Below are 19,820 nucleotides of genomic sequence, written 5' to 3' on the forward strand. Positions count from 1 at the left end.
TTTTGGCTGGAGAGCGGTGGCGCGGGCGGCGCGGGAAGGTCAGCCCGCCACGCGCAGCACCTGCACCGACCGCGCCCCCACCTCCACCTCCGCCCCGCCCCGGTGCGCCCGCCCCGGCGCCCGCGACTGGTCCTCCGACGCCGTGTCCACCAGGACCTCGTAGGCCTCGCCCCAGGGCGGGCCCGGCACCACGAACCGCGTCGGGCGGCTTCCCGCGTGCAGGACGATCAGGAAGCTGTCGTCCACCACCGGAGCGCCCCGGGCGTCGCGGCCGGGGATGTCGCGGCCCGAGAGGTACAGCCCGAGCGTGGCCGTCGGCGCGTACCAGTCCCGCTCGGTCATCTCCTCCCCGCGCGCGGTGAACCACGCCAGGTCCCGCAGCCCGTCCGCCCCCTGCGCCCGGCCGGAGAAGAACGCGCGCCGGCGCAGCACGGGATGGCGGTGGCGCAGCGCCAGCAGGCGGCGGGCCAGTTCGAGCAGGCCGCGCGGCCCCGGCTCCTCCAGAAGGGACCAGTCGACCCACCCCACCTCCCCGTCCTGGCAGTACGCGTTGTTGTTGCCCCCCTGCGTGCGCCCCATCTCGTCCCCGGCCACCAGCATCGGCACCCCGGTGGAGACCAGGAGGGTCGTGAGCAGGTTGCGGAGCTGGCGGCGGCGCAGGGCGTTGACCGCCGGGTCGTCCGTCTCGCCCTCCACCCCGCAGTTCCAGGACCGGTTGTCGTCGGTGCCGTCCCGGTTGCCCTCCCCGTTCGCCTCGTTGTGCTTGCGCTCGTACGACACCAGGTCGCGCAGGGTGAAGCCGTCGTGCGCGGTGATGAAGTTGATCGAGGCGTACGGGCGGCGCCCGCCCCAGGCGTACAGGTCGCTCGACCCCGACAGGCGGTAGCCCAGATCGCGTACGTCCGGCAGCGCGCCCCGCCAGAAGTCCCGCACCGCGTCCCGGTAGCGGTCGTTCCACTCGGTCCACAGCGGCGGGAAGGCCCCGACCTGGTATCCGCCGCGCCCCACGTCCCAGGGTTCCGCGATCAGCTTCACCCGGCGCAGCACCGGGTCCTGGGCGATGACGGCCAGGAACGGGGAGAGCATGTCGACGTCGTGCATCGAGCGGGCGAGGGCCGCCGCGAGGTCGAAGCGGAAGCCGTCCACCCCCATCTCCGTCACCCAGTACCGCAGCGAGTCCGTGATCAGCCGCAGTACCTGGGGCTGCACCACGTGCAGGGTGTTGCCGCAGCCGGTGTAGTCCGCGTACCGGCGGGCGTCCGGCTGGAGCCGGTAGTAGCCCTTGTTGTCGATCCCGCGCAGCGACAGCGTCGGCCCGCGCTCGCCCGCCTCGGCCGTGTGGTTGTAGACGACGTCGAGGATGACCTCGATGCCCGCCGCGTGCAGCGCCCGCACCATCCGCTTGAACTCGCCGACCTGCTGCCCGGCCGTGCCGGACGCCGAGTAGGCCGCGTGCGGCGCGAAGTAGCCGACCGAGTTGTAGCCCCAGTAGTTGCGCAGGCCCCGGCGCAGCAGATGGTCCTCGTGGGCGAACTGGTGCACCGGCAGCAGCTCGACCGCCGTCACCCCGAGGCCGGTGAGGTGGTCGAGCGCCGCCGGGTGCGCCAGGCCGGCGTACGTACCGCGCAGTTCCTCGGGAATCCCCGGGTGCCGCTTGGTGAAGCCGCGCACGTGCAGTTCGTAGATGACCGAGTCCGCCCACGGCGTCTTGGGGCGGCGGTCGTCGGCCCAGTCGTCGTCATCGTGGACGACGACTCCCTTGGGGACGTACGGCGCCGAGTCCCGGCCGTCGCGGACCGTGTCGGCCACGTGCTGCTGCGGCCAGTCCCGGACGTGCCCGTACACCTGCGGCGGCAGCGTGAAGTCGCCGTCGACCGCGCGCGCGTACGGGTCGAGGAGCAGCTTCGACGGGTTCCAGCGGGCCCCGGTCCACGGGTCCCAGCGGCCGTGCACCCGGTAGCCGTACCGCCGGCCCGGCCGTACGCCGGGGACGAAACCGTGCCAGATCTCATGGGTGAGCTCGACCAGCGGGAGTCGGGTCTCGGTGCCCGCCGCGTCGAACAGGCACAGCTCCACCGCCTCCGCCCCGCCCGCCCAGAGCGCGAAGTTGGTGCCCGCCACCCCGTCAGGACCCACCCGGAACCGGGCCCCCAGCGGGGTCGGCGTGCCCGGCCAGACAGGCGGCGGCCCGGTGGAGCCGAGCCGGCGGTCGCGGTGCCCGTTCAGTTCCCGGTGCCCTTCCTCGTGCGGAGCCGGTCGCCCCACCCCCCGCTCCGCCTCCTGCTCGGCTGCGCTCGACACCCCTCGGCCTCCCGCGGCTCGGCGCCTGGACGAGCGCGGCGTCCCGGCCGCGGCTCTCCACGCGTGTCCTCGCAGGGGTTCTTCCCGTTACCCGGCTCGTACTCACGTTTCCCCGGGCCGGGCGGAGTCGTTGACCGGTCGTGAGATTCGTACTGAAGCGGGCAGGGGCGAGCACCGCGGCCGCCCTGGCATGGGTCGGACTGACGGCGGCGCTGGTCGCCGGGGCGGCCGGGTGCAGCGGCAGCCACGGCGGCGTCGGCGGCCTCGGCGGCGTCGCCGGAGTCAAGGACGTGGTGGCGGGCAAGGCGCCCGCGCCCCGGGACGTGATCCGGGTGACGCCGGACGACGGGGCCAAGGGCGTCAAGGCGGACGGGAGGATCGTGGTGCGGGTGCCCGACGGGCGCCTGGAACGGGTCAAGGTCATGAAGGCCGAGGACGCCCAGCCCGAGGAGGTGCCGGGCCGGATCAGCGAGGACGGCCTCTCCTGGGAGCCGGCCGGCCAGGCGGCGGGACGGCTGGAACTGGCCGCCAAGTACACGGTGGACGCGGTGGCGCTGGACGGCCACGGCCACCGCCAGGCGCGGCACACCAGCTTCACCACGCTGGTGCCCGAGCACCGGTTCATCGGCTACTTCACACCGGAGAACCGCTCCACGGTCGGCGTCGGCATGATCGTCTCGTTCACCTTCAACCAGCCGATCGGGAACAGGGCGGCCGTGGAGCGCGCCATCAAGGTCACGGCGAGCCCGCCGGTGCCGGTGGTGGGCCACTGGTTCGGCAAGGAGCGGCTCGACTTCCGGCCCCGGGAGTACTGGAGGCCGGGCACCAGGGTCACCGTCGACATGCGGCTGCGCGACGTCCCCGGCGCCCCGGGGGTCTACGGCATCCAGGAGAAGCGGGTCGGCTTCACCATCGGGCGCGCCCAGGAGTCCCTGGTGGACGCCGAGGCGCACACGATGGAGGTGCGCCGCGGCGGCGAGCTGGTCAGTACGGTCCCGATCTCGGCGGGGTCGCCCAAGAACACCACGTACAACGGCAAGATGGTGGTCACCGAGATGTTCGACGTGACGCGGATGAACAGCCGTACGGTCGGCTTCGGCGGGGAGTACGACATCCCGGACGTGCCGCACGCCATCCGGCTGACCGCCTCCGGCACCTTCCTGCACGGCAACTACTGGGCCCCCCCGACCACCTTCGGCTCCAGCAACACCAGCCACGGCTGTGTGGGCCTGCGCGATGTGAAGGGCGGCAGCCCCGACACCCCGGCGGGCTGGTTCTTCGACCGCACGCTCGTCGGGGACGTGGTGGAGGTGGTCAACTCCCGGGACAAGACGGTCGCGCCCGACAACGGCCTCGGTGGCTGGAACCTGTCCTGGGCGAAGTGGAGGGCGGGCTCGGCGCTCTGACGCCTCCCTCGACGTACGGCCCCGCCCGCCGGCCCTCTCCCGCCGGCCGGGTCCGGGCCCGTACACACCCCCGGTGACGTCGCGAGGGAGCCCCGGCGAACGCACGGGACCATTGGGACTGAACGGTGACATTCGTGTGGCGTCGTGTGCGCTTCCGGTGTGATTACCTAAGCAATCGTGTGCGCGCGAGGACGCGCACGGGGGTGTTTTTCAGTGCGGGCCGTGGCGTGTTCCCGGCCGTGCGAGGGGAGAGAACTGTCGTGAACGGGCAGCACATATCGGGGGCTCCGACCAGAGCGGCGGGACGGCGGCGCGGTACGCCCGGTCTGCTGGCTCTGCTGCTGGGGGCGCTGCTCCTGCTGGTCTCGGCGTGCGGTGGCGACGACTCCGGGGGCGGGGACGGCAAGGGCAAGGCGGGCGCCGGCAAGGCGGCCGAGGACACCAAGGCCTCCGCCGCGGTCGTGACCGTGGCGCCCAAGGACGGCTCCGCCGACGTGGCGACCAGCGGCGCGCTGAAGATCTCCGCCTCCCAGGGCAGGCTCACCGCCGTCGCGGTCGCCGACACCAAGGGCAACGCGGTGGCCGGGAAGATCTCCGCCGACGGCAGCACCTGGGCCCCGGACCAGCACCTCGCCTCCGCCACCAAGTACAAGGTGCACGCGGTCGCCAAGGACGAGGACGGCCGCGAGTCCGCCAAGGACACCACCTTCACCACGCTCGTCCCGAAGAACACCTTCATCGGCACCTACGCCCCCGAGGACGGCGACACCGTCGGCGTCGGCATGCCGGTGTCCATCAACTTCAGCCGCGGCATCACCAACCCGCAGGCCGTCGAGAAGGCCATCAAGGTGACGGCCGAGCCGTCGGTGCCGGTCGAGGGCCACTGGTTCGGCAACGACCGCCTGGACTTCCGCCCCGAGAAGTACTGGGCCGCCGGCACCAAGGTGACCGTCAAGTTCAACCTCGACGGCGTCGAGGGCCGCCCCGGTGTCTACGGCAAGCAGACCCGTACGGTGAAGTTCACCGTGGGCCGCTCGCAGGTCTCCACCGTGGACGCCGCCGCCCACACCATGACCGTCGTGCGCGACGGCAAGGTCCTGCGCACCATCCCGATCAGCGCGGGCTCCCCGGCGAACACCACGTACAACGGCCAGATGGTGATCAGCGAGAAGTACCAGGTGACCCGGATGAACGGCGCCACCGTGGGCTTCGGCGGCGAGTACGACATCAAGGACGTGCCGCACGCGATGCGCCTGTCGAGCTCGGGCACCTTCATCCACGGCAACTACTGGGGCGACCCGTCGGTGTTCGGCAACACCAACACCAGCCACGGCTGCGTGGGTCTGCGCGACGCGCGCGGCGCGGGCGACTCCTCCACCCCGGCGGCCTGGTTCTACGACCGCTCGCTCATCGGTGACGTGGTCGTCGTGAAGAACTCCAAGGACAAGCAGATCCAGCCGGACAACGGCCTCAACGGCTGGAACCTGTCCTGGGCGGAGTGGACGAAGTAATACCCCCTCCCTCCTTCGCGACGGACCCGGTGCTGTGACCAACGGCACCGGGTCCGCCGTCGTTAACGGCCACTAACCTGCTGGCATGACTGTGACCCTCGAAGTCTCCGAAGGCGTCGGCACCCTCCGCCTGGACCGCCCCCCGATGAACGCCCTGGACATCGCGATCCAGGACCGGCTGCGCGAGCTCGCCGAGGAGGCGGGCCGCCGTGACGACGTACGCGCCGTGGTGATCTACGGCGGTGAGAAGGTGTTCGCGGCGGGCGCGGACATCAAGGAGATGCAGGCGATGGACCACGCCGCCATGGTGGTGCGCTCCCGCGCGCTCCAGGAGTCCTTCACCGCCGTCGCGCGCATCCCCAAGCCCGTCGTCGCCGCCGTCACCGGGTACGCGCTCGGCGGCGGCTGCGAGCTGGCGCTCTGCGCCGACTTCCGTATCGCCGCCGACAACGCCAAGCTGGGCCAGCCCGAGATCCTGCTCGGCCTGATCCCGGGCGCGGGCGGCACCCAGCGGCTGTCCCGGCTGATCGGCCCGTCCCGGGCCAAGGACCTCATCTTCACCGGCCGGATGGTCAAGGCCGAAGAGGCCCTGGCGCTGGGCCTGGTGGACCGGGTGGTCGCCGCGGACCAGGTGTACGCCGAGGCGCACGCCTGGGCGGCGAAGCTCGCCCAGGGACCGGCGCTCGCGCTGCGCGCCGCCAAGGAGTGCGTCGACGCGGGACTGGAGACGGACATCGAGACCGGCCTCGCCGTCGAACGCAACTGGTTCGCCGGGCTGTTCGCGACCGAGGACCGCGAGCGCGGGATGCGGAGCTTCGTCGAGGAGGGCCCGGGCAAGGCCAAGTTCCTCTGACCGTCCCCCGGCCGGCAAGAGCGCCGTACACCCTGCGGGTGGATTAGCCTGGCCTTAAGACAGCCTTAAGTACGGCCGTCCCCGAACGCTTGGTGATCAGCCGGTCGCGGCCCGTCATCGCAGTTCGCGGCCGGTACGGGCATGATCCACGGCCGTCGGCGCATGCTGAACGAGCTCCCCGGAACCTCTGGTTCCGGGGGCCGTTTTCCCCAGGAACGCCCCCGGAGACGGCTCCGGGCGGCCATGATGGGGGCATGGCGGGGCTGGAGGGTGTGGAACAACCGCGGCAGCGCGGCGGCGCGACCGCGGCTCGGTGGTCGCCTGCCGTCGAGGACGAACGGGCGCTCAAGGCACTGGAGTTGTTCGGCAACCCGACGGACGAGGAAGTGCGGCTGCCGTCCCGGCCCGAGTCCGCGGCGACCGCGCGCCGGCTCACCCAGTGCGTGATACTGCGCCAGTGGGCGCTCTCCCCGGCCCTCGCCGAACAGGCGATCCTGCTCGTCTCCGAACTGGTCGGCAACGCGGTCCGTCACACCGGCGCCCGCGCCTTCGGGCTGCGGATGCTGCGGCGGCGCGGCTGGATCAGGATCGAGGTGCGCGACCCCTCGCGCGGGCTGCCCTGTCTGATGCCGGTCCACGAGATGGACACCAGCGGGCGCGGCCTCTTCCTCGTCGACAAGCTCTCCGACCGCTGGGGCGTGGATCTGCTGCCGCGCGGCAAGACCACCTGGTTCGAGATGCGGGTCGCCGACCGCTGACAGCCGCTCGTCCATGGCCCCGAACGCGCCGAAGCCCCCGTGCCTGCCGGGTACGGCCTGCCTGCGGGGGCTTCTGCGGAGCGCCGCCGTGGAACCGGAGGGGGTGTGATCCACGGCGACTGAGGACGACCGAACTCGGGTCAATGAGGGGTCGTGTCTCCGACTATGGCAGACGGGGGGCCTTCACGCCAAAAGTCCTTACTCGGACAAACTTCCCCATACCGCTACAGTTTAGCTCTGAATCGTAGGTGAGTTAGAGCACGCACCTTCCAAATGCTGAATAAGTATGGGTACCGCTGAGTGATTCAACGAACCAGCTCTCTGAGTGAGTGGCGTGTTCGGCGACCCGTAAAGGTCCTGAAATGGGTCAATCATTACCTTCCGCCCTTCGGCGCACTTAAATGTCCATGTGCTCAATCCATCTCCCCGTGACGTCGACCGCCGCAGCGCCCTGCGAGCCGGGGCGGGGGCCGCCGCCGCGGGCGCCTTCGCGGCCGGCTGCACACACGACGAGGGCGGCGCCGGGCCACCCGCCGCCGCGACGCCCGCCACGTCCCCCGCGTCCGCACGCCCCGGCACCGTCCGCGCCGCCCCCGCCCCCCGCGCCTTCCCGGGCCGGCCCCCCGAGGTCACCCACGGCCCCCGCGACCGGCCGAAGGTGGCGCTCACCTTCCACGGCCAGGGCGACCCCCGGGAGGCCACCGCCGTGCTCGCCGAGGCCGAACGAGCCGGCGCCAGGGTCACCGTCCTGGCCGTCGGCAGCTGGCTCGACGAGCACCCCGCGATGGCCCGCCGCGTCCTCGACGGCGGCCACGACCTCGGCAACCACACCCAGCGCCACATCGACATCTCCACGCTCCCGGAACAGGAGGCGTACGCCGAGATCACCGGCTGCGCGGACCGGCTGCGCCGGCTCACCGGCTCCATCGGGACCTGGTTCCGGCCCTCCCGTACCCAGTACGCGACCCCGCTCGTCCAGCGACTGGCCCGGCGCGCCGGATACCCGCACGTGCTCAGTTACGACGTCGACTCACTCGACTTCACCTCGCCCGGCGCCCCGGCCGTGACGCGCAACGTCACCGGGCGGATCCGCAACGGATCCGTGGTGAGCCTGCACTTCGGCTACGCGGACACGGTCACCGCGCTGCCGGCCCTCCTCGCCGACCTCGACCGCCGCGGACTGCGCGCGGTGACCACCACGGAGTTGCTGACCTGATGCCGACCCCCACCAAGAGGACCGCCGCGCTGCTGTGCGGCCTGCTGCTCGCCGCGCTCGCCGGCTGTTCCTCGTCCGCGGACAAGGGCGGGAACGAGGCCCTGGGCACCAAGGGCGCCGCCCAGCCGGTGCCGAAGCAGGCCGTCCCCCGGGGCCTGCCCGGGATGCCGCCGGTCCTGGACCCCAAGGACGCCTACGCCGCGGACCGCCCGAACGCCCTCCAGCCGGCCGTGAAGAACTTCCTCGAACGCGTCTACGTGCCCAACACCAACTCCAACACGGTCTCGGTGATCGACCCCAAGACGTACAAGGTCATCGAGACCATCCCCGTAGGGAACCAGCCCCAGCACGTGGTGCCCTCCTGGGACATGAAGACCCTGTGGGTCAACAACGACCTCGGCGACAGCCTCACCGCCATCGACCCGGCGACCGGCAAGGCGGGCCGCACGGTCCAGGTCTCCGACCCGTACAACCTCTACTTCACGCCCAACGGCAAGTACGCCGTCGTGATGGCGTCGATGGACCGCGAGCTGGTCTTCCGCGAGCCGGTCAACATGAACCGGGTCAAGACCGTCCCGGTCCACTGCGCGGGCGTCAACCACGCCGACTTCTCCATGGACGGGCGCTACTTCATCGTCTCCTGCGAGTTCTCCGGCGAACTGCTCAAGGTCGACACGGAGAAGATGCAGGTCATCGCGCACCAGAAGCTGCCGTTCGAGGGGGCGATGCCGCAGGACGTGAAGATGTCCCCCGACGGGAAGACCTTCTACGTCGCGGACATGATGGCGCACGGCATGTGGGTCATGGACGGCGACCGGTTCAGCACGCCGACGCTGCTGCCCACCGGCAAGGGCTGCCACGGCCTCTACGTCAGCCGCGACTCCAAGGAGATGTACATCTCCAACCGCGGCGAGGGCACGATCTCCATCTTCGACTTCGCCCGGAACAAACTGACGAAGAAGTGGCGCCTGCCCCAGGGCGGCAGCCCCGACATGGGCGGGGTGTCGGCGGACGGCAAGGTCCTGTGGCTGTCGGGCCGTTACGACGCCGAGGTGTACGCCATCGACACCACCACCGGGCAGGAGATCGCCCGCATCCCGGTCGGCTCGGGCCCGCACGGCCTCGCGGTCTACCCCCAGCCCGGCCGGTACTCGCTGGGCCACACCGGCATCTTCCGCTGAGCCGGCCGGTCGCGTACGGACCGACGGCCGCCCCCGGGAGGTGATCCCGGGGGCGGCCGCGTCTCACCAGAGGACCGGGAGCCGTTCGGGCAGGCGCTTGATGAAGCCCGTACGCCACACCAGCTGCTCCGGCGGGACCGCGAGGCGCAGCCCGGGCAGCCGCTCCACCAGCACCCCGAGCGCGATCTCCGCGTGGGCCCGGCCCAGGCCCGTGGCCGGGCAGAAGTGGCGGCCCGCGCCGAAGGAGAGGTGCGGGTTGACCTCGCGGTCCAGGTCGAGCCGTTCGGGGTCGGTGAAGACCGCCGGGTCGAAGTTGGCGCCCTCGACCAGGACGAGCACCAGCTCGCCCTTCCTGACCAGGACGTCACCGACCTGGACGTCCTCGGTGGCCAGCCTCGGCAGCCCGTCGCCGATGGACAGGTTCCAGCGCAGCAGCTCCTCCACCGCCCGGCCCATCCGCTCCGGGTGCGCCCGCAGATACGCGATCAGCTCCGGGTGCTGGAGCAGCGCGAGCACCGCGAGGACCAGGAACGCCGAGGTGGAGACGGCGCCCGCGCCGAAGAGCGAGACCGCGACCGTCGCCAGCATCTCGTCGGTGAGGTGCGCCGACTCCTCCTCCGTCCGCAGCTCCGCGAGCCGGCCCAGCAGACCGGCGCGCTCGTCCTCGGGCGCGTTGAGCCGGTCGACCATGTAGCCGAGGTCCTTGTACCAGTTGAGGCGGGAGCCCTCGAAGGGGTGCGCGCTGGTCATGAACGCGATGTCCAGACCGCTCATGAGCCGCCGCCGGTCCGCGAACGGCACCCCGATCACCTTGCAGTGCAGGGCCGCCGAGAAGGGGTCGGCGAACCCCGCCCGGAAGTCCGCCGGCGGCCCCTCGGCGAGCAGGTCGTCGACGAACTCGTCCGCCCGCTCGCGCAGCCACTGGCGCAGACCGTCGGTGCGCGGGTTGAGCGCCCTCATCACCGCGCCGCGCAGCCCCGCGCTGTTGATGTTCCCCATGTTGTTGACGACCTCCGGGGGGATCGTCAGCGCGTACTGGCGGGGGACCCCGGGGGACGCGGTGTCCTTCAGGCTGAACCGGTCGTCCTCCAGCACCTGTTTGGCCAGCGCGTAGCTGCTCACCAGCCAGGCGGTGTCGCCGGTCAGGGTGCGCACCCGGGCCACCGGCGCCTCGGCGCGCAGCACCGCGCACTCCTCGGGCAGCACGTCCCCGCGCCGGCCGAACGGGAAGGCGGGCAGTGTGCGGGTGGTGGTGTCCGTGCCGGTGGCGCTCACGCGGCGACTCCTTCCGGGCCGGACAGCCGCGGCCGCACGACGGCGTACGCCTGGTTGCGGGAGGCGCGCAGCCCGCCGCCCCTGGCGTAGAGGAGCTCGGTGAGCGGGATCTGCGCGTGGTAGCAGGACACCGAGGAGGGGACCTGGAGGATGCCCGGGGTGTCGAGGAAGAACGGAAGCTCGGCGGCGATGTAGTCGAGGCAGGTGGCGGTCTGCGCCTGGCTCACCCGCCCGCCGGCCTTTCCGGCCAGGAACGCGGCGGCCATCTCCTCGCAGCCGGTGCGGAACTCGCGGTCGGTGGCGAGGAAGTGCCGCACCCGGCGGTGCAGCAGGTCGTACACCCCGTTCCCCTCGAACTCCGAGAGGGCGTGGACGCCGACCGGGAGCCCGGCGCCGGCCTCCTCCACGCCCCGGACGATCCTTCTGCGGACCGCCTTCAGCTCCTTGGCGGCCCGTCGGCGCGCGTGCTCGTCGTCGTACCCGAGCGTGGTGAACATCCGGTCCACATGGCGGTCGGCGTAGACGAGGTCGACCCGGTCGAAGCGGGCGCGGGCCCAGCGGACGAGACCGGCGATGCGGTCGGCGCTGAAGTAGCTGTTTCCCGGACTCACCCCGATGAGGACGTGGTCGCCCTCGTCCCAGATGAGCCGGCAGCTCCGGGTGAACGGCTGGAAGGTAAAGGTGGTGGTGGTTGCTTCAGTGGTGGCAGTCACTCCTGAATCGCCCCAGCGCCGCGAGTCCCTGGGAGCCCTGTGCTCCCGGTGTGGCGGCGACAGCAAGAAGTTATCGCCCGGTGGCGGAGCGTAGGGAAGAGGGTCCCGGACTTTTGGCCGGAACTCGCTCCCTCGACATGCCGGGAGCGAGGTTTGGCGCTCTTCCCCGGCCGGAAGTGTTGCCCGTGGTCAGTGCGCCACGAGCAGCGCCTCCGAGCCCACGGGTCGGTATCCCGCCGCCTGGAACGTCCGTACGCTGCGGGCGTTGCCCGGGGACTGCTGCGCCCAGACGACCGGCTCGGGTGCCAGATGCCGCGCCGCCAGCGCGAGCCCCACGCCCAGCCCCCGCCCCCGGGCGCGCTCGTCCACCTCGACCGCCGCCTCCCAGCGCCCGGCCACGCCCCGCCCGAGCACCAGCACCCCGCCGTCCGCCGCCCACACCCGTACCTCGTCGCGGAACTTGTGGGCCCGCGCCACCCGGGGGTGGTCCGGGTCGTGCAGCTCGGTCAGCGCGAGCGGCGGCTCACCGGGCAGGGCGGACGCGCAGGTGAGGAGGTCGACGCAGTTCATCCGGCGGCCGGTCCTGGCCATCAGGGCGGTGAGGAACCCCGGGTTCATCGAGGCGCCGAGCGGATCGGCGTCGGTGGCGGCGAGGGTGTCCCGCACCCAGGCGGGGTCCTCGTCCAGGAAGACCACCGAGTGCGCGGTGAACGCCAGCACCCCCGCGTCGCGCGGGTTCGGCTGGGGAACGACGGTGGTCGTCCCGTCGGCGGGCGGGAAGTGCCCGCGCGCGGCGGCGGCCAGGATGCCGCCCAGTTCCTGTTCCATGTCCCTGCTTTCTCTCCTGCCCCATCATCCGCCCCGCCGCCGCCCGCTGCCGGGGCCCTCGCCGTACGGCGAGGGGCGGCGGGCCGGTTAGTCTGACCCCCGTCAAAAACGCACCAAGATAGGGGTGGACCCAGTGGCGGACATAGAAGAGGCCCGCAAGGCGTTCGCGCGGCTCGACGTCGACGGCAACGGCGAGGTCACGGCGACCGAGTACAAGCAGGTCATGGCCCAGCTGGGCGACTTCCACGTCACCGAGACCGTGGCCCAGGCCATCATCCGGGCCAAGGACGCCAACGGCGACGGCAAGCTCTCCTTCGAGGAGTTCTGGGCGTCCCTCGACAAGTGACCCCGACCTCTCCGGCCGGCCCGCCCCGAAGCGAGCCGGCCGGCGACGTCACCGGCCGGGCCGAGCGGCCCTTTTGCCCCTGATCGCCGCCCCTCCTCGCGCCCGCCGACGTGCCGTCTCCCGTCGCGGTGAACCGCCGGGCGGATCAGGTGATTCCGCGATTTCATCATGATCGATCGCGCGATCGGACCAACAAGAGTCCCGCACGCGACATTATAGGAAACGACTCAAAAATGAACGGGACAGAACTGTCCCAACATGAGTCGCGTCCCTCGATTTCAGCGGCTCGTGATCGCCTCACCGGCTAGCGTTTCACCGAGGACTTCGCTACCGTTCTGACACGTTACTCGCCGGTCGGCTTTCGCGCTCGCACGGTGGGATGAAGTGAAAAAGATGCAAAGGAGTCGGCGGTGCCTTTCTCATTATCACGGGGACCGGCAGCGGGATGGGGTCGTTTCGTGCCCCATATTTTCTGCTGGGCCGGGCAGAACGGTAGTAAGGGCCGGCGGTCGGCCGATCGCGTAAATGCGGAAGTGGGTGCGTGCATCTTCTGCCGGCGGGATCAGCCCGAACTCAACCGCATCATGCGGGAGAACAAGACGTTCTTCGTCCGGTACGACAATTTCCCGGCCGCCGAGGGGCATGTCGAAATCGTACCCAAGCGGCATGTCGAATCATTCTTCGACCTGACGGCGAGGGAACTCAAGGACGCCTATTCCCTGATCCGGTCCGCGCAGGAGAACATCGACGACCGGCACCATCCGGACGGCTACACCATCGGGGTCAACGAGGGCCGGGCCGCCGGCCGGACCGTCGACCACCTCCATATCCATCTGATTCCCCGGCACCACGGAGACGTGGACGATCCGCGCGGCGGGATCCGCCAGGCGGTGCCGAACTGCGATCCGGACTCCTGGGCGGGTGAGCGGCGCTCCGAGGACGAGGCGGCCGAGGGCCTCGCGGGCGCGCACCGGGGCCGCGGGTAGTTCACGGACGCGCCCCCTTCGCGGCCCTAGATGTCGTCGAGGCCGCCGTGCCCGAGGCGTGAGCACAGGGAGTTGACCTCGTGCCACAGGTCCGGGACGTTCAGGGAGTCGTGCCCGCGGCCGGCGTCCACGCTGACGCAGCCGCGAAAGGTGCCGGTCGCGCCCCGGATGGGGCTGGCGAAGACCGCCCCGCGGTGCCGGACGCGCTGGAACTCCTCCCAGCTGAGCCTCATGACGGACTCCGGTCCGTGCGCAGCCTTGTGAGCCTCGAACCTCTCCCGGTCGGTGAGGGCGGCGGCCAGTTTCTCCACGTCGACGGACACCTCCGTATTGCGCTCCCAGCAGAGACCGACCACGCCCACACCGCGGGGCGGCGCGAAAGTCCGGGTCGCCGGGGTGCTGCCGAGCCGATAGGTGGCGACGCGCTGGAGATATCCGTGGAGGGGGTGGCGCAGTGATCTGCGGATACGCCAGACGTGCAGTCCCAGATCCTGGAGTTCGACCGGCGGCCGTGCGCTGATGGCGATCCCCGCCATTTTCCCGTAATGGGTGAGCACTTCCTGGCGAATGGCCGATCTCCGCTCGACCCTTTTCCGTTCGGACAACGCCTGGAACGGGGTGAACGCTCCGAATATCCCGATCGTGCAGATCAGGACCACGATGAGGTAGGGGCGACCGCTCGATAATTCGGTCCAGAATTTCCGCTCGGGGAAGTCGTACTGGCGGGCCACCATGCAGACGCTGGCCGTGAGCAGGATCAGACGATCCAGGAGCTTGGCCGACAAGGACCTCATTTCTCGATTGTAGGGTCGGTTCCCGGCCGCGGCGCCGACCGGTACCGTACTTCTTCGCCGCTCCTGCGCTAATCCTCCACGGGCCCGGTGGCGAGGAGACTGATATCCGTCTTCTGGTGCTTCCAGGCGACTCCCGGAAGCGGACGTACCGCATGCAGATGGTTGACGGACTCGGCCCTTCCGCTGTCCGTCGCCTCACCGATGACATGGAAGTCCAGTCCGGCCACGTCGAACGCGGACCGGCAGCTGTCGAGGGCACCGGCGTCCAGGGTGAAGGCGAGCTGGAAGTCGGAGGACGCGCTCATCGCCAGCGCCAGCGGCTCGACGCCCATCAGGTCGGCGACCATGGCCACGGCGGGGTCGACGGGGACGTCCTCCTCGACGACGCGGAACCCCACACCGCTCGCCCGCATGATCTGTTCGACGGTCGCCTTGAGGCCGTCCGAGGTGTCCTGGCAGGCCGTCGCGTATGACCGCGCGCCGAGGAGCCTTCCCTCGGCAACGCGTGCCCGCGGACGCTTCCAGGCGTCCAGGAGCAGACGCTCGACCTCCTCGGGGAGGCGTTTGCCGAACGTGTCCCGGCGGGGGAAGTAGGCGACGGCCGCGCCCAGGAGCCCGCAGGGCCCCGTGACGCAGAGCAGGTCGCCCGGCCGGGCGCCGCCGCGCATCAGCGCGGTCCCCGGCCGGCACACGCCGAAGGCGGTGGCCGAGAGGATGAGCCGTTCGGCGTTGCCGATGTCGCCGCCGACGTTCAGCGTTCCGCAGTCCGTGCACCCCTGGTGGATGCCGGCCATCACGTCCCGGAACTCCGCGTCGTCCATCTCGTGGGGGTAGCGGACCACGCTCAGCAGGCCGATCGGGGTCGCTCCCATGGCGGCCACGTCACTGACGTTGGCGACGGCCAGGTAGTAGCCGATGTCGAAGCCCGAGAGCAGGCCGAGTTCGTAGAGGACGAACTTGGGGCCGCGGATGTAGTCGGAGCCGACGACCAGGCTCATCGGGGAGTCCAGGTCGTAGACGGCGCAGTCGTCCCGCGCGTCCGCCCCCGCGGTCAGCCGGACGGCGAGCCCGTCCGCGTCGAGGACCGTTCCCGACTGCCCGGTGAGGAACGCGCCGACGAGCTGCGCCACCCTGGTCGGTTCGTCGGAGTACGCCGGCCGTTCCTCCCGGGGGCTCACGAGGAGTACCGCCGCAGCCCGTGCAGAGCGGCCCTGAAGACGGCCGCGGCCGGGGTGTACGTCGAGTCGATCTCCAGGGCGTTCGGCATGGCCCGGATGGCGTCGCGGTTCTCCAGGTCGCGCGCCGTCGCGGGGCCGACCGCCGTGGAACGGTCCGTGAAGTCCCGGTACTGGGCTCGGCGCCGCTCTCTGCGCACGGCGTGCTCGGCCGTGAGATAGATATGGAGCGAGGCTCCGGGAAGCAGGGTGGTGGCCACGTCGCGGCCGACCGCGACGATGTTCTCGTACTTCTCCACGATCTCCCGGTGCATGAGCAGGATTTCCCGCCGGCAGGCCTGGTCCTGCGAAATCGCTTTCAGATGTCCGTCGAGTTGCGCGTTCCAGATCCTGTGCGTGATGTCCTCTCCCCTGAAGAGCACGCGATGGTGCTGGCAGATTCCGCCGCCGCGCCCGGGATGATGAACCTCCGGCTGGTGGACGAGCAGAGATCCCAGTTCCGCCCTGAGCTTTTCCACGGGTACGTGGTCGAGGGCGTAGGCCAGGCTGCGATAGGTGACGCCGGTATCCAGGAATGCCAGACCGAGTTCCTCCGCGAGGCCGGTGGCCAGGGTGGTCTTGCCACTGGCGGTCGGGCCGTCGATGGAAATGGATACACCGGACATGCGGGTTCCTCCGGGCTGCGTTCAGGTCGAGTGGGAATCCGGTCCGACGCGCCAGGAAGAGGTGAGCGCGACGGTTTCACGGAAGAGGTCCTTGCGGACGACGAGGGCGTAGTCCCACAGGGGATCCGCGATGCCGACGGTCCTCGCGACCCGCGAGCGGAGGTACTGGCGGGGCATGCCGCGCCGCGGCCGGTAGACCCGCGCCCCTTCCTCGTGCAGGCACAGGAAGTAGGGGGCGTCGTCGAAGCCGGCCAGGTCGTCCAGGCCGGTGAGGGCGGTGGACGCCAGCCCGTCGGCCGCGATGAGCTCGTTCATCCGCCGTCCGTCGACCGGCAGGATGTGCCAGTGGGCGTGGGATATGCAGGCGCTCGACTCCATACCGGGGCACGATCCGTGTTCCAGTACGGTGAACGCGCCGAAGGTTTCCCGGTAAGCCGGTTCGAGCGTGCCCATGAATGCGCGGAGCTCGTCGCCGAAATCCTTTACCAGCTGAGCGAAGCTGACATAGTGATCCACCGGCAGGAGAAGGAGATGGCCGAGCGTCATGGGTGAAAGATCGGCCAGCAGCCGGAAATTCTCCGTCGCCGTGATAACCCGGCTCGGCGGCTCGCCCTCGTACACCATCGAGAACGTCGTGTCCTGGGCTCCCGCGAGTTCCTCGCAGAGATCGGATCCGGCGCACTCGATCCCGCGCGGCATGTTCCACTCCTCGGCTTGTGGAGCAGGTGAGTCCTCGGATGAAGGCCGGAAAGACGGCGATAACGTACTGTAGTCGCCCGTAACGTGCAAGCGGAGTACGGTAATTGGCCAAACTGCACCGGCGGTTCCGATCATGGGGGTGATCGGCCATTCCGGACAGCCGGCCGGGGCTCGCCCTTTCGTTCGGCAAGCGGAATCCGTGTTCCTTCTTTATGGCGAAAGGCGGCGACGAGGAGACCACGAAGGTCCTCGCCACCGCCTTGCCGGACAGCCCGGCGCCGTCAGGAGGCGTCCGGGGTGCTCGCCTCCGTCAGCACTCGATGATGTTGACGGCCAGACCGCCGCGCGCGGTCTCCTTGTACTTCACCGACATGTCCGCGCCCGTCTCCTTCATGGTCTTGATGACCTTGTCCAGGGAGACCTTGTGGCTGCCGTCGCCGCGCATCGCCATCTTCGCCGCCGTCACGGCCTTCACGGCCGCCATGCCGTTCCGCTCGATGCACGGGATCTGGACCAGACCGCCCACCGGGTCGCAGGTCAGGCCCAGGTTGTGCTCCATGCCGATCTCCGCCGCGTTCTCCACCTGCTCGGGGGTGCCGCCGAGGACCTCGGCCAGGGCGCCCGCGGCCATCGAGCAGGCCGAGCCGACCTCGCCCTGGCAGCCGACCTCGGCGCCGGAGATCGAGGCGTTCTCCTTGAAGAGCATGCCGATCGCGCCGGCGGCCAGCAGGAAGCGGACCACGCCCTCGTCGTCCGCGCCGGGCACGAAGTTCATGTAGTAGTGCAGCACGGCCGGGATGATGCCCGCGGCGCCGTTGGTGGGGGCGGTGACCACCCGGCCGCCCGCCGCGTTCTCCTCGTTGACCGCCATCGCGTACAGCGTCGCCCACTCCATCGCGTGCGCGTCCGGGTTGCCCTCGGCGCGCAGCTGGCGGGCGGTGGTGGCGGCGCGGCGGCGGACCTTGAGGCCGCCCGGCAGGATGCCCTCGCGGGACATGCCGCGCGAGACGCACGCCTGCATCACGCGCCAGATCTCCAGGAGCCCGGCGCGGATCTCGTCCTCGGTGCGCCAGGCCTTCTCGTTCTCCAGCATCATGGCGGAGATCGACAGACCCGTCTCGCCCGCGAGGCGCAGCAGCTCGTCGCCGGTGCGGAAGGGGTACTTCAGGACGGTGTCGTCGGGGACGATCGGGTTCTCGCCGGCGACGGCATCCTCGTCGACGACGAACCCGCCGCCGACCGAGTAGTACGTCTTCTCCAGGAGCAGGGCGCCCTCGCCGTCGTAGGCGAAGACCGTCATGCCGTTGGCGTGGTACGGCAGCGCCTTGCGGCGGTGCAGGATCAGGTCCTCGTCGAAGGCGAAGGGGATCTCGTGGGCGCCGAGCAGGTTGATCCGCCCGCTGGACTTGATCCGCTCCACCTCGTCGTCGGCGCGCTCCACGTCGACCGTGCGCGGCGAGTTGCCCTCCAGGCCCAGCAGGACCGCCTTGGGGGTGCCGTGGCCGTGGCCGGTGGCGCCCAGCGAGCCGTACAGCTCGGCCCGTATCGAGGCGGTGTGGGCCAGCAGGCCCTCGTTCTTCAGACGGCGCGCGAACATGCGGGCCGCGCGCATCGGGCCGACCGTGTGGGAGCTGGACGGGCCGATGCCGATCGAGAACAGGTCGAAGACCGAGATGGCCACGGAAAAACTCCTTGGTGAGGTAGACGCCGTTGTCTGCCGGGTGGTGCAGAGCGAGCAGGTGGAACGGGCGGTGCAAGGGTTCGGGGCACCGCACTCACTGTCCAGTGTGCGTCCAGTGTGCGCGATGCCCCGAAGATTCGTACGAACAAAAGGGTACGAAACTACTTCAGGCCGGGGTACAGGGGGTGCTTCGCGGCCAGGGCGGAGACCCGGGCTGCCAGCGCGTCCTTGTCGAAGTCCGGCTTGAGGGTCTCGGCGATGATGTCGGCCACCTCACGGAAGTCGTCCGCGCCGAAGCCGCGGGTGGCCAGCGCCGGGGTGCCGATCCGCAGGCCCGAGGTGACCATCGGGGGGCGCGGGTCGTTCGGGATGGCGTTGCGGTTGACCGTGATGCCGACCTCGTGGAGGCGGTCCTCGGCCTGCTGGCCGTCGAGCTCGGAGTTGCGCAGGTCCACCAGGACCAGGTGCACGTCCGTGCCGCCGGACAGGATCGAGACGCCGTGCGCGGTGACGTCGTCCTGGACCAGGCGCTCGGCCAGGATGCGGGCGCCGTCCAGGGTGCGCTGCTGGCGCTCCTTGAACTCCTCCGAGGCCGCGACCTTGAACGAGACCGCCTTGGCGGCGATCACGTGCTCCAGCGGACCGCCCTGGAAGCCGGGGAAGACCGCGGAGTTCAGCTTCTTCGCGAAGTCCTTGTTCCGGGCCAGGATGATGCCGCCGCGCGGGCCGCCGAGCGTCTTGTGCGTGGTGGAGGTGACCACGTCCGCGAACGGCACCGGGTTCGGGTGCAGCCCGGCCGCGACCAGACCGGCGAAGTGCGCCATGTCGACCCACAGCAGGGCCTCGACCTCGTCCGCGATACGGCGGAACTCGGCGAAGTCCAGCCGGCGCGGGTACGCCGACCAGCCCGCGATGATCACCTTGGGGCGGTGCTCCTTGGCCAGGCGCTCGACCTCGGCCATGTCGACCAGACCGGCCTCGTCGACGTGGTACGGGACCACGTTGAACTGCTTGCCGGAGAAGTTCAGGCGCATGCCGTGGGTGAGGTGGCCGCCGTGCGCCAGGTCCAGGCCGAGGATCGTGTCGCCGGGCTGGGCGATCGCGAAGAGGGCGGCCTGGTTGGCGGAGGCGCCGGAGTGCGGCTGGACGTTGGCGTACTCCGCGCCGAACAGGTCCTTGACCCGGTCGATCGCGATCTGCTCGGTCACGTCCACGTGCTCGCAGCCGCCGTAGTAGCGGCGTCCGGGGTAGCCCTCGGCGTACTTGTTGGTGAGGACCGTGCCCTGGGCCTCCATGACCGCGACCGGAGCGAAGTTCTCCGAGGCGATCATCTCCAGGGTGGACTGCTGGCGGTTCAGCTCGGCGTCGACGGCCGCGGCGACGTCCGGGTCGAGCTCGTGAAGGGGGGTGTTCAGAAGCGACATCGGAAGAT

18 protein-coding genes are annotated in these 19,820 nt (G+C 70.6%); 8 read left to right on the forward strand and 10 right to left on the reverse strand.

What is annotated here, in order from left to right:
- Nucleotides 1-39: 39 nt before the first annotated feature.
- Nucleotides 40-2,226: a glycogen debranching protein GlgX gene (glgX, locus tag ABZ404_RS07775; RefSeq protein ID WP_358836702.1), complete on the reverse strand. Its 2,187-nt coding sequence runs from the start codon at nt 2,224-2,226 to the stop codon at nt 40-42.
- Between the two features lie 215 nt (nt 2,227-2,441).
- On the opposite strand from glgX, the gene ABZ404_RS07780 reads away from it, so the two are divergent.
- From ABZ404_RS07780 to ABZ404_RS07805, 6 genes are all read left to right on the forward strand, one after another.
- The gene (locus ABZ404_RS07780; RefSeq protein ID WP_358836699.1) at nt 2,442-3,707 is read left to right on the forward strand and encodes an Ig-like domain-containing protein; all 1,266 of its coding nucleotides are present in this window, start codon (nt 2,442-2,444) and stop codon (nt 3,705-3,707) included.
- A gap of 260 nt (nt 3,708-3,967) precedes the next feature.
- Nucleotides 3,968-5,218 (forward strand): Ig-like domain-containing protein, encoded by a 1,251-nt coding sequence (locus ABZ404_RS07785; RefSeq protein WP_358836698.1) that lies wholly within the window; start codon nt 3,968-3,970, stop codon nt 5,216-5,218.
- Nucleotides 5,219-5,303: 85 nt separating this feature from the next.
- Nucleotides 5,304-6,071, forward strand: a complete 768-nt coding sequence (locus tag ABZ404_RS07790; protein WP_358836697.1) for an enoyl-CoA hydratase-related protein — start codon at nt 5,304-5,306, stop codon at nt 6,069-6,071.
- Nucleotides 6,072-6,187: 116 nt separating this feature from the next.
- Entirely contained in the window at nt 6,188-6,829 is a 642-nt protein-coding gene (locus ABZ404_RS07795) for an ATP-binding protein (RefSeq protein WP_358836701.1), read from the forward strand.
- A gap of 409 nt (nt 6,830-7,238) precedes the next feature.
- Complete coding sequence (locus ABZ404_RS07800; protein WP_358990245.1) at nt 7,239-8,045, forward strand: polysaccharide deacetylase family protein; 807 nt, start codon at nt 7,239-7,241, stop codon at nt 8,043-8,045.
- Nucleotides 8,045-9,226 (forward strand): YncE family protein, encoded by a 1,182-nt coding sequence (locus ABZ404_RS07805; protein ID WP_358833252.1) that lies wholly within the window; start codon nt 8,045-8,047, stop codon nt 9,224-9,226. The genes ABZ404_RS07800 and ABZ404_RS07805 overlap by 1 nt, the downstream gene beginning before the upstream one ends.
- Before the next feature lie 63 nt (nt 9,227-9,289).
- Here ABZ404_RS07805 and ABZ404_RS07810 read toward each other — a convergent pair whose 3' ends face one another.
- The 3 genes from ABZ404_RS07810 to ABZ404_RS07820 all read right to left on the reverse strand — a co-directional run bounded on the left by ABZ404_RS07810 (nt 9,290) and on the right by ABZ404_RS07820 (nt 12,042).
- Nucleotides 9,290-10,501, reverse strand: a complete 1,212-nt coding sequence (locus ABZ404_RS07810) for a cytochrome P450 (protein ID WP_358833251.1) — start codon at nt 10,499-10,501, stop codon at nt 9,290-9,292.
- Nucleotides 10,498-11,214, reverse strand: coding sequence for a tRNA-dependent cyclodipeptide synthase (locus tag ABZ404_RS07815; RefSeq protein ID WP_358833250.1), 717 nt, complete (start codon nt 11,212-11,214; stop codon nt 10,498-10,500). Before ABZ404_RS07815 ends, ABZ404_RS07810 begins: the two co-directional genes overlap by 4 nt.
- A gap of 189 nt (nt 11,215-11,403) precedes the next feature.
- The gene (locus ABZ404_RS07820; protein WP_358833249.1) at nt 11,404-12,042 is read right to left on the reverse strand and encodes a GNAT family N-acetyltransferase; all 639 of its coding nucleotides are present in this window, start codon (nt 12,040-12,042) and stop codon (nt 11,404-11,406) included.
- Nucleotides 12,043-12,175: 133 nt separating this feature from the next.
- Here ABZ404_RS07820 and ABZ404_RS07825 point away from each other — a divergent pair, with 133 nt between their 5' ends.
- A complete protein-coding gene (locus tag ABZ404_RS07825) occupies nt 12,176-12,388 on the forward strand; it encodes an EF-hand domain-containing protein (protein WP_067164534.1) in 213 nt (70 codons plus the stop codon).
- Nucleotides 12,389-12,846: 458 nt separating this feature from the next.
- The gene (locus ABZ404_RS07830; RefSeq protein WP_358833248.1) at nt 12,847-13,374 is read left to right on the forward strand and encodes an HIT family protein; all 528 of its coding nucleotides are present in this window, start codon (nt 12,847-12,849) and stop codon (nt 13,372-13,374) included.
- Between the two features lie 26 nt (nt 13,375-13,400).
- On the opposite strand, the gene ABZ404_RS07835 is transcribed toward ABZ404_RS07830, so the two are convergent.
- The 6 genes from ABZ404_RS07835 to glyA all read right to left on the reverse strand — a co-directional run bounded on the left by ABZ404_RS07835 (nt 13,401) and on the right by glyA (nt 19,812).
- Entirely contained in the window at nt 13,401-14,168 is a 768-nt protein-coding gene (locus ABZ404_RS07835) for a hypothetical protein (protein WP_358833247.1), read from the reverse strand.
- Nucleotides 14,169-14,236: 68 nt separating this feature from the next.
- A complete protein-coding gene (thiL, locus tag ABZ404_RS07840; protein WP_358833246.1) occupies nt 14,237-15,346 on the reverse strand; it encodes a thiamine-phosphate kinase in 1,110 nt (369 codons plus the stop codon).
- Nucleotides 15,343-16,008, reverse strand: a complete 666-nt coding sequence (locus ABZ404_RS07845; RefSeq protein WP_358833245.1) for a (d)CMP kinase — start codon at nt 16,006-16,008, stop codon at nt 15,343-15,345. The genes thiL and ABZ404_RS07845 overlap by 4 nt, the downstream gene beginning before the upstream one ends.
- 21 nt (nt 16,009-16,029) lie before the next feature.
- Nucleotides 16,030-16,707: an HIT domain-containing protein gene (locus ABZ404_RS07850; RefSeq protein ID WP_358833244.1), complete on the reverse strand. Its 678-nt coding sequence runs from the start codon at nt 16,705-16,707 to the stop codon at nt 16,030-16,032.
- A 310-nt stretch (nt 16,708-17,017) separates the two neighbouring features.
- A complete protein-coding gene (locus ABZ404_RS07855; RefSeq protein WP_358833243.1) occupies nt 17,018-18,388 on the reverse strand; it encodes an L-serine ammonia-lyase in 1,371 nt (456 codons plus the stop codon).
- A 161-nt stretch (nt 18,389-18,549) separates the two neighbouring features.
- Nucleotides 18,550-19,812, reverse strand: a complete 1,263-nt coding sequence (gene glyA, locus ABZ404_RS07860) for a serine hydroxymethyltransferase (protein ID WP_358833242.1) — start codon at nt 19,810-19,812, stop codon at nt 18,550-18,552.
- Between the last annotated feature and the right edge of the window lie 8 nt (nt 19,813-19,820).

It is taken from the genome of Streptomyces sp. NPDC005878, from assembly GCF_040629815.1.
Lineage (GTDB): Bacteria > Actinomycetota > Actinomycetes > Streptomycetales > Streptomycetaceae > Streptomyces.

Bases quoted from the DNA above. Each gene is read 5' to 3' on its own strand.
- ABZ404_RS07845 (WP_358833245.1), bottom strand. From the start codon at position 16,008: ATGTCCGGTGTATCCATTTCCATCGACGGCCCGACCGCCAGTGGCAAG.
- glyA (WP_358833242.1), bottom strand. From the start codon at position 19,812: ATGTCGCTTCTGAACACCCCCCTTCACGAGCTCGACCCGGACGTCGCC.
- ABZ404_RS07820 (WP_358833249.1), bottom strand. From the start codon at position 12,042: ATGGAACAGGAACTGGGCGGCATCCTGGCCGCCGCCGCGCGCGGGCAC.
- ABZ404_RS07850 (WP_358833244.1), bottom strand. From the start codon at position 16,707: ATGCCGCGCGGGATCGAGTGCGCCGGATCCGATCTCTGCGAGGAACTC.
- ABZ404_RS07835 (WP_358833247.1), bottom strand. From the start codon at position 14,168: ATGAGGTCCTTGTCGGCCAAGCTCCTGGATCGTCTGATCCTGCTCACG.
- ABZ404_RS07805 (WP_358833252.1), top strand. From the start codon at position 8,045: ATGCCGACCCCCACCAAGAGGACCGCCGCGCTGCTGTGCGGCCTGCTG.
- ABZ404_RS07790 (WP_358836697.1), top strand. From the start codon at position 5,304: ATGACTGTGACCCTCGAAGTCTCCGAAGGCGTCGGCACCCTCCGCCTG.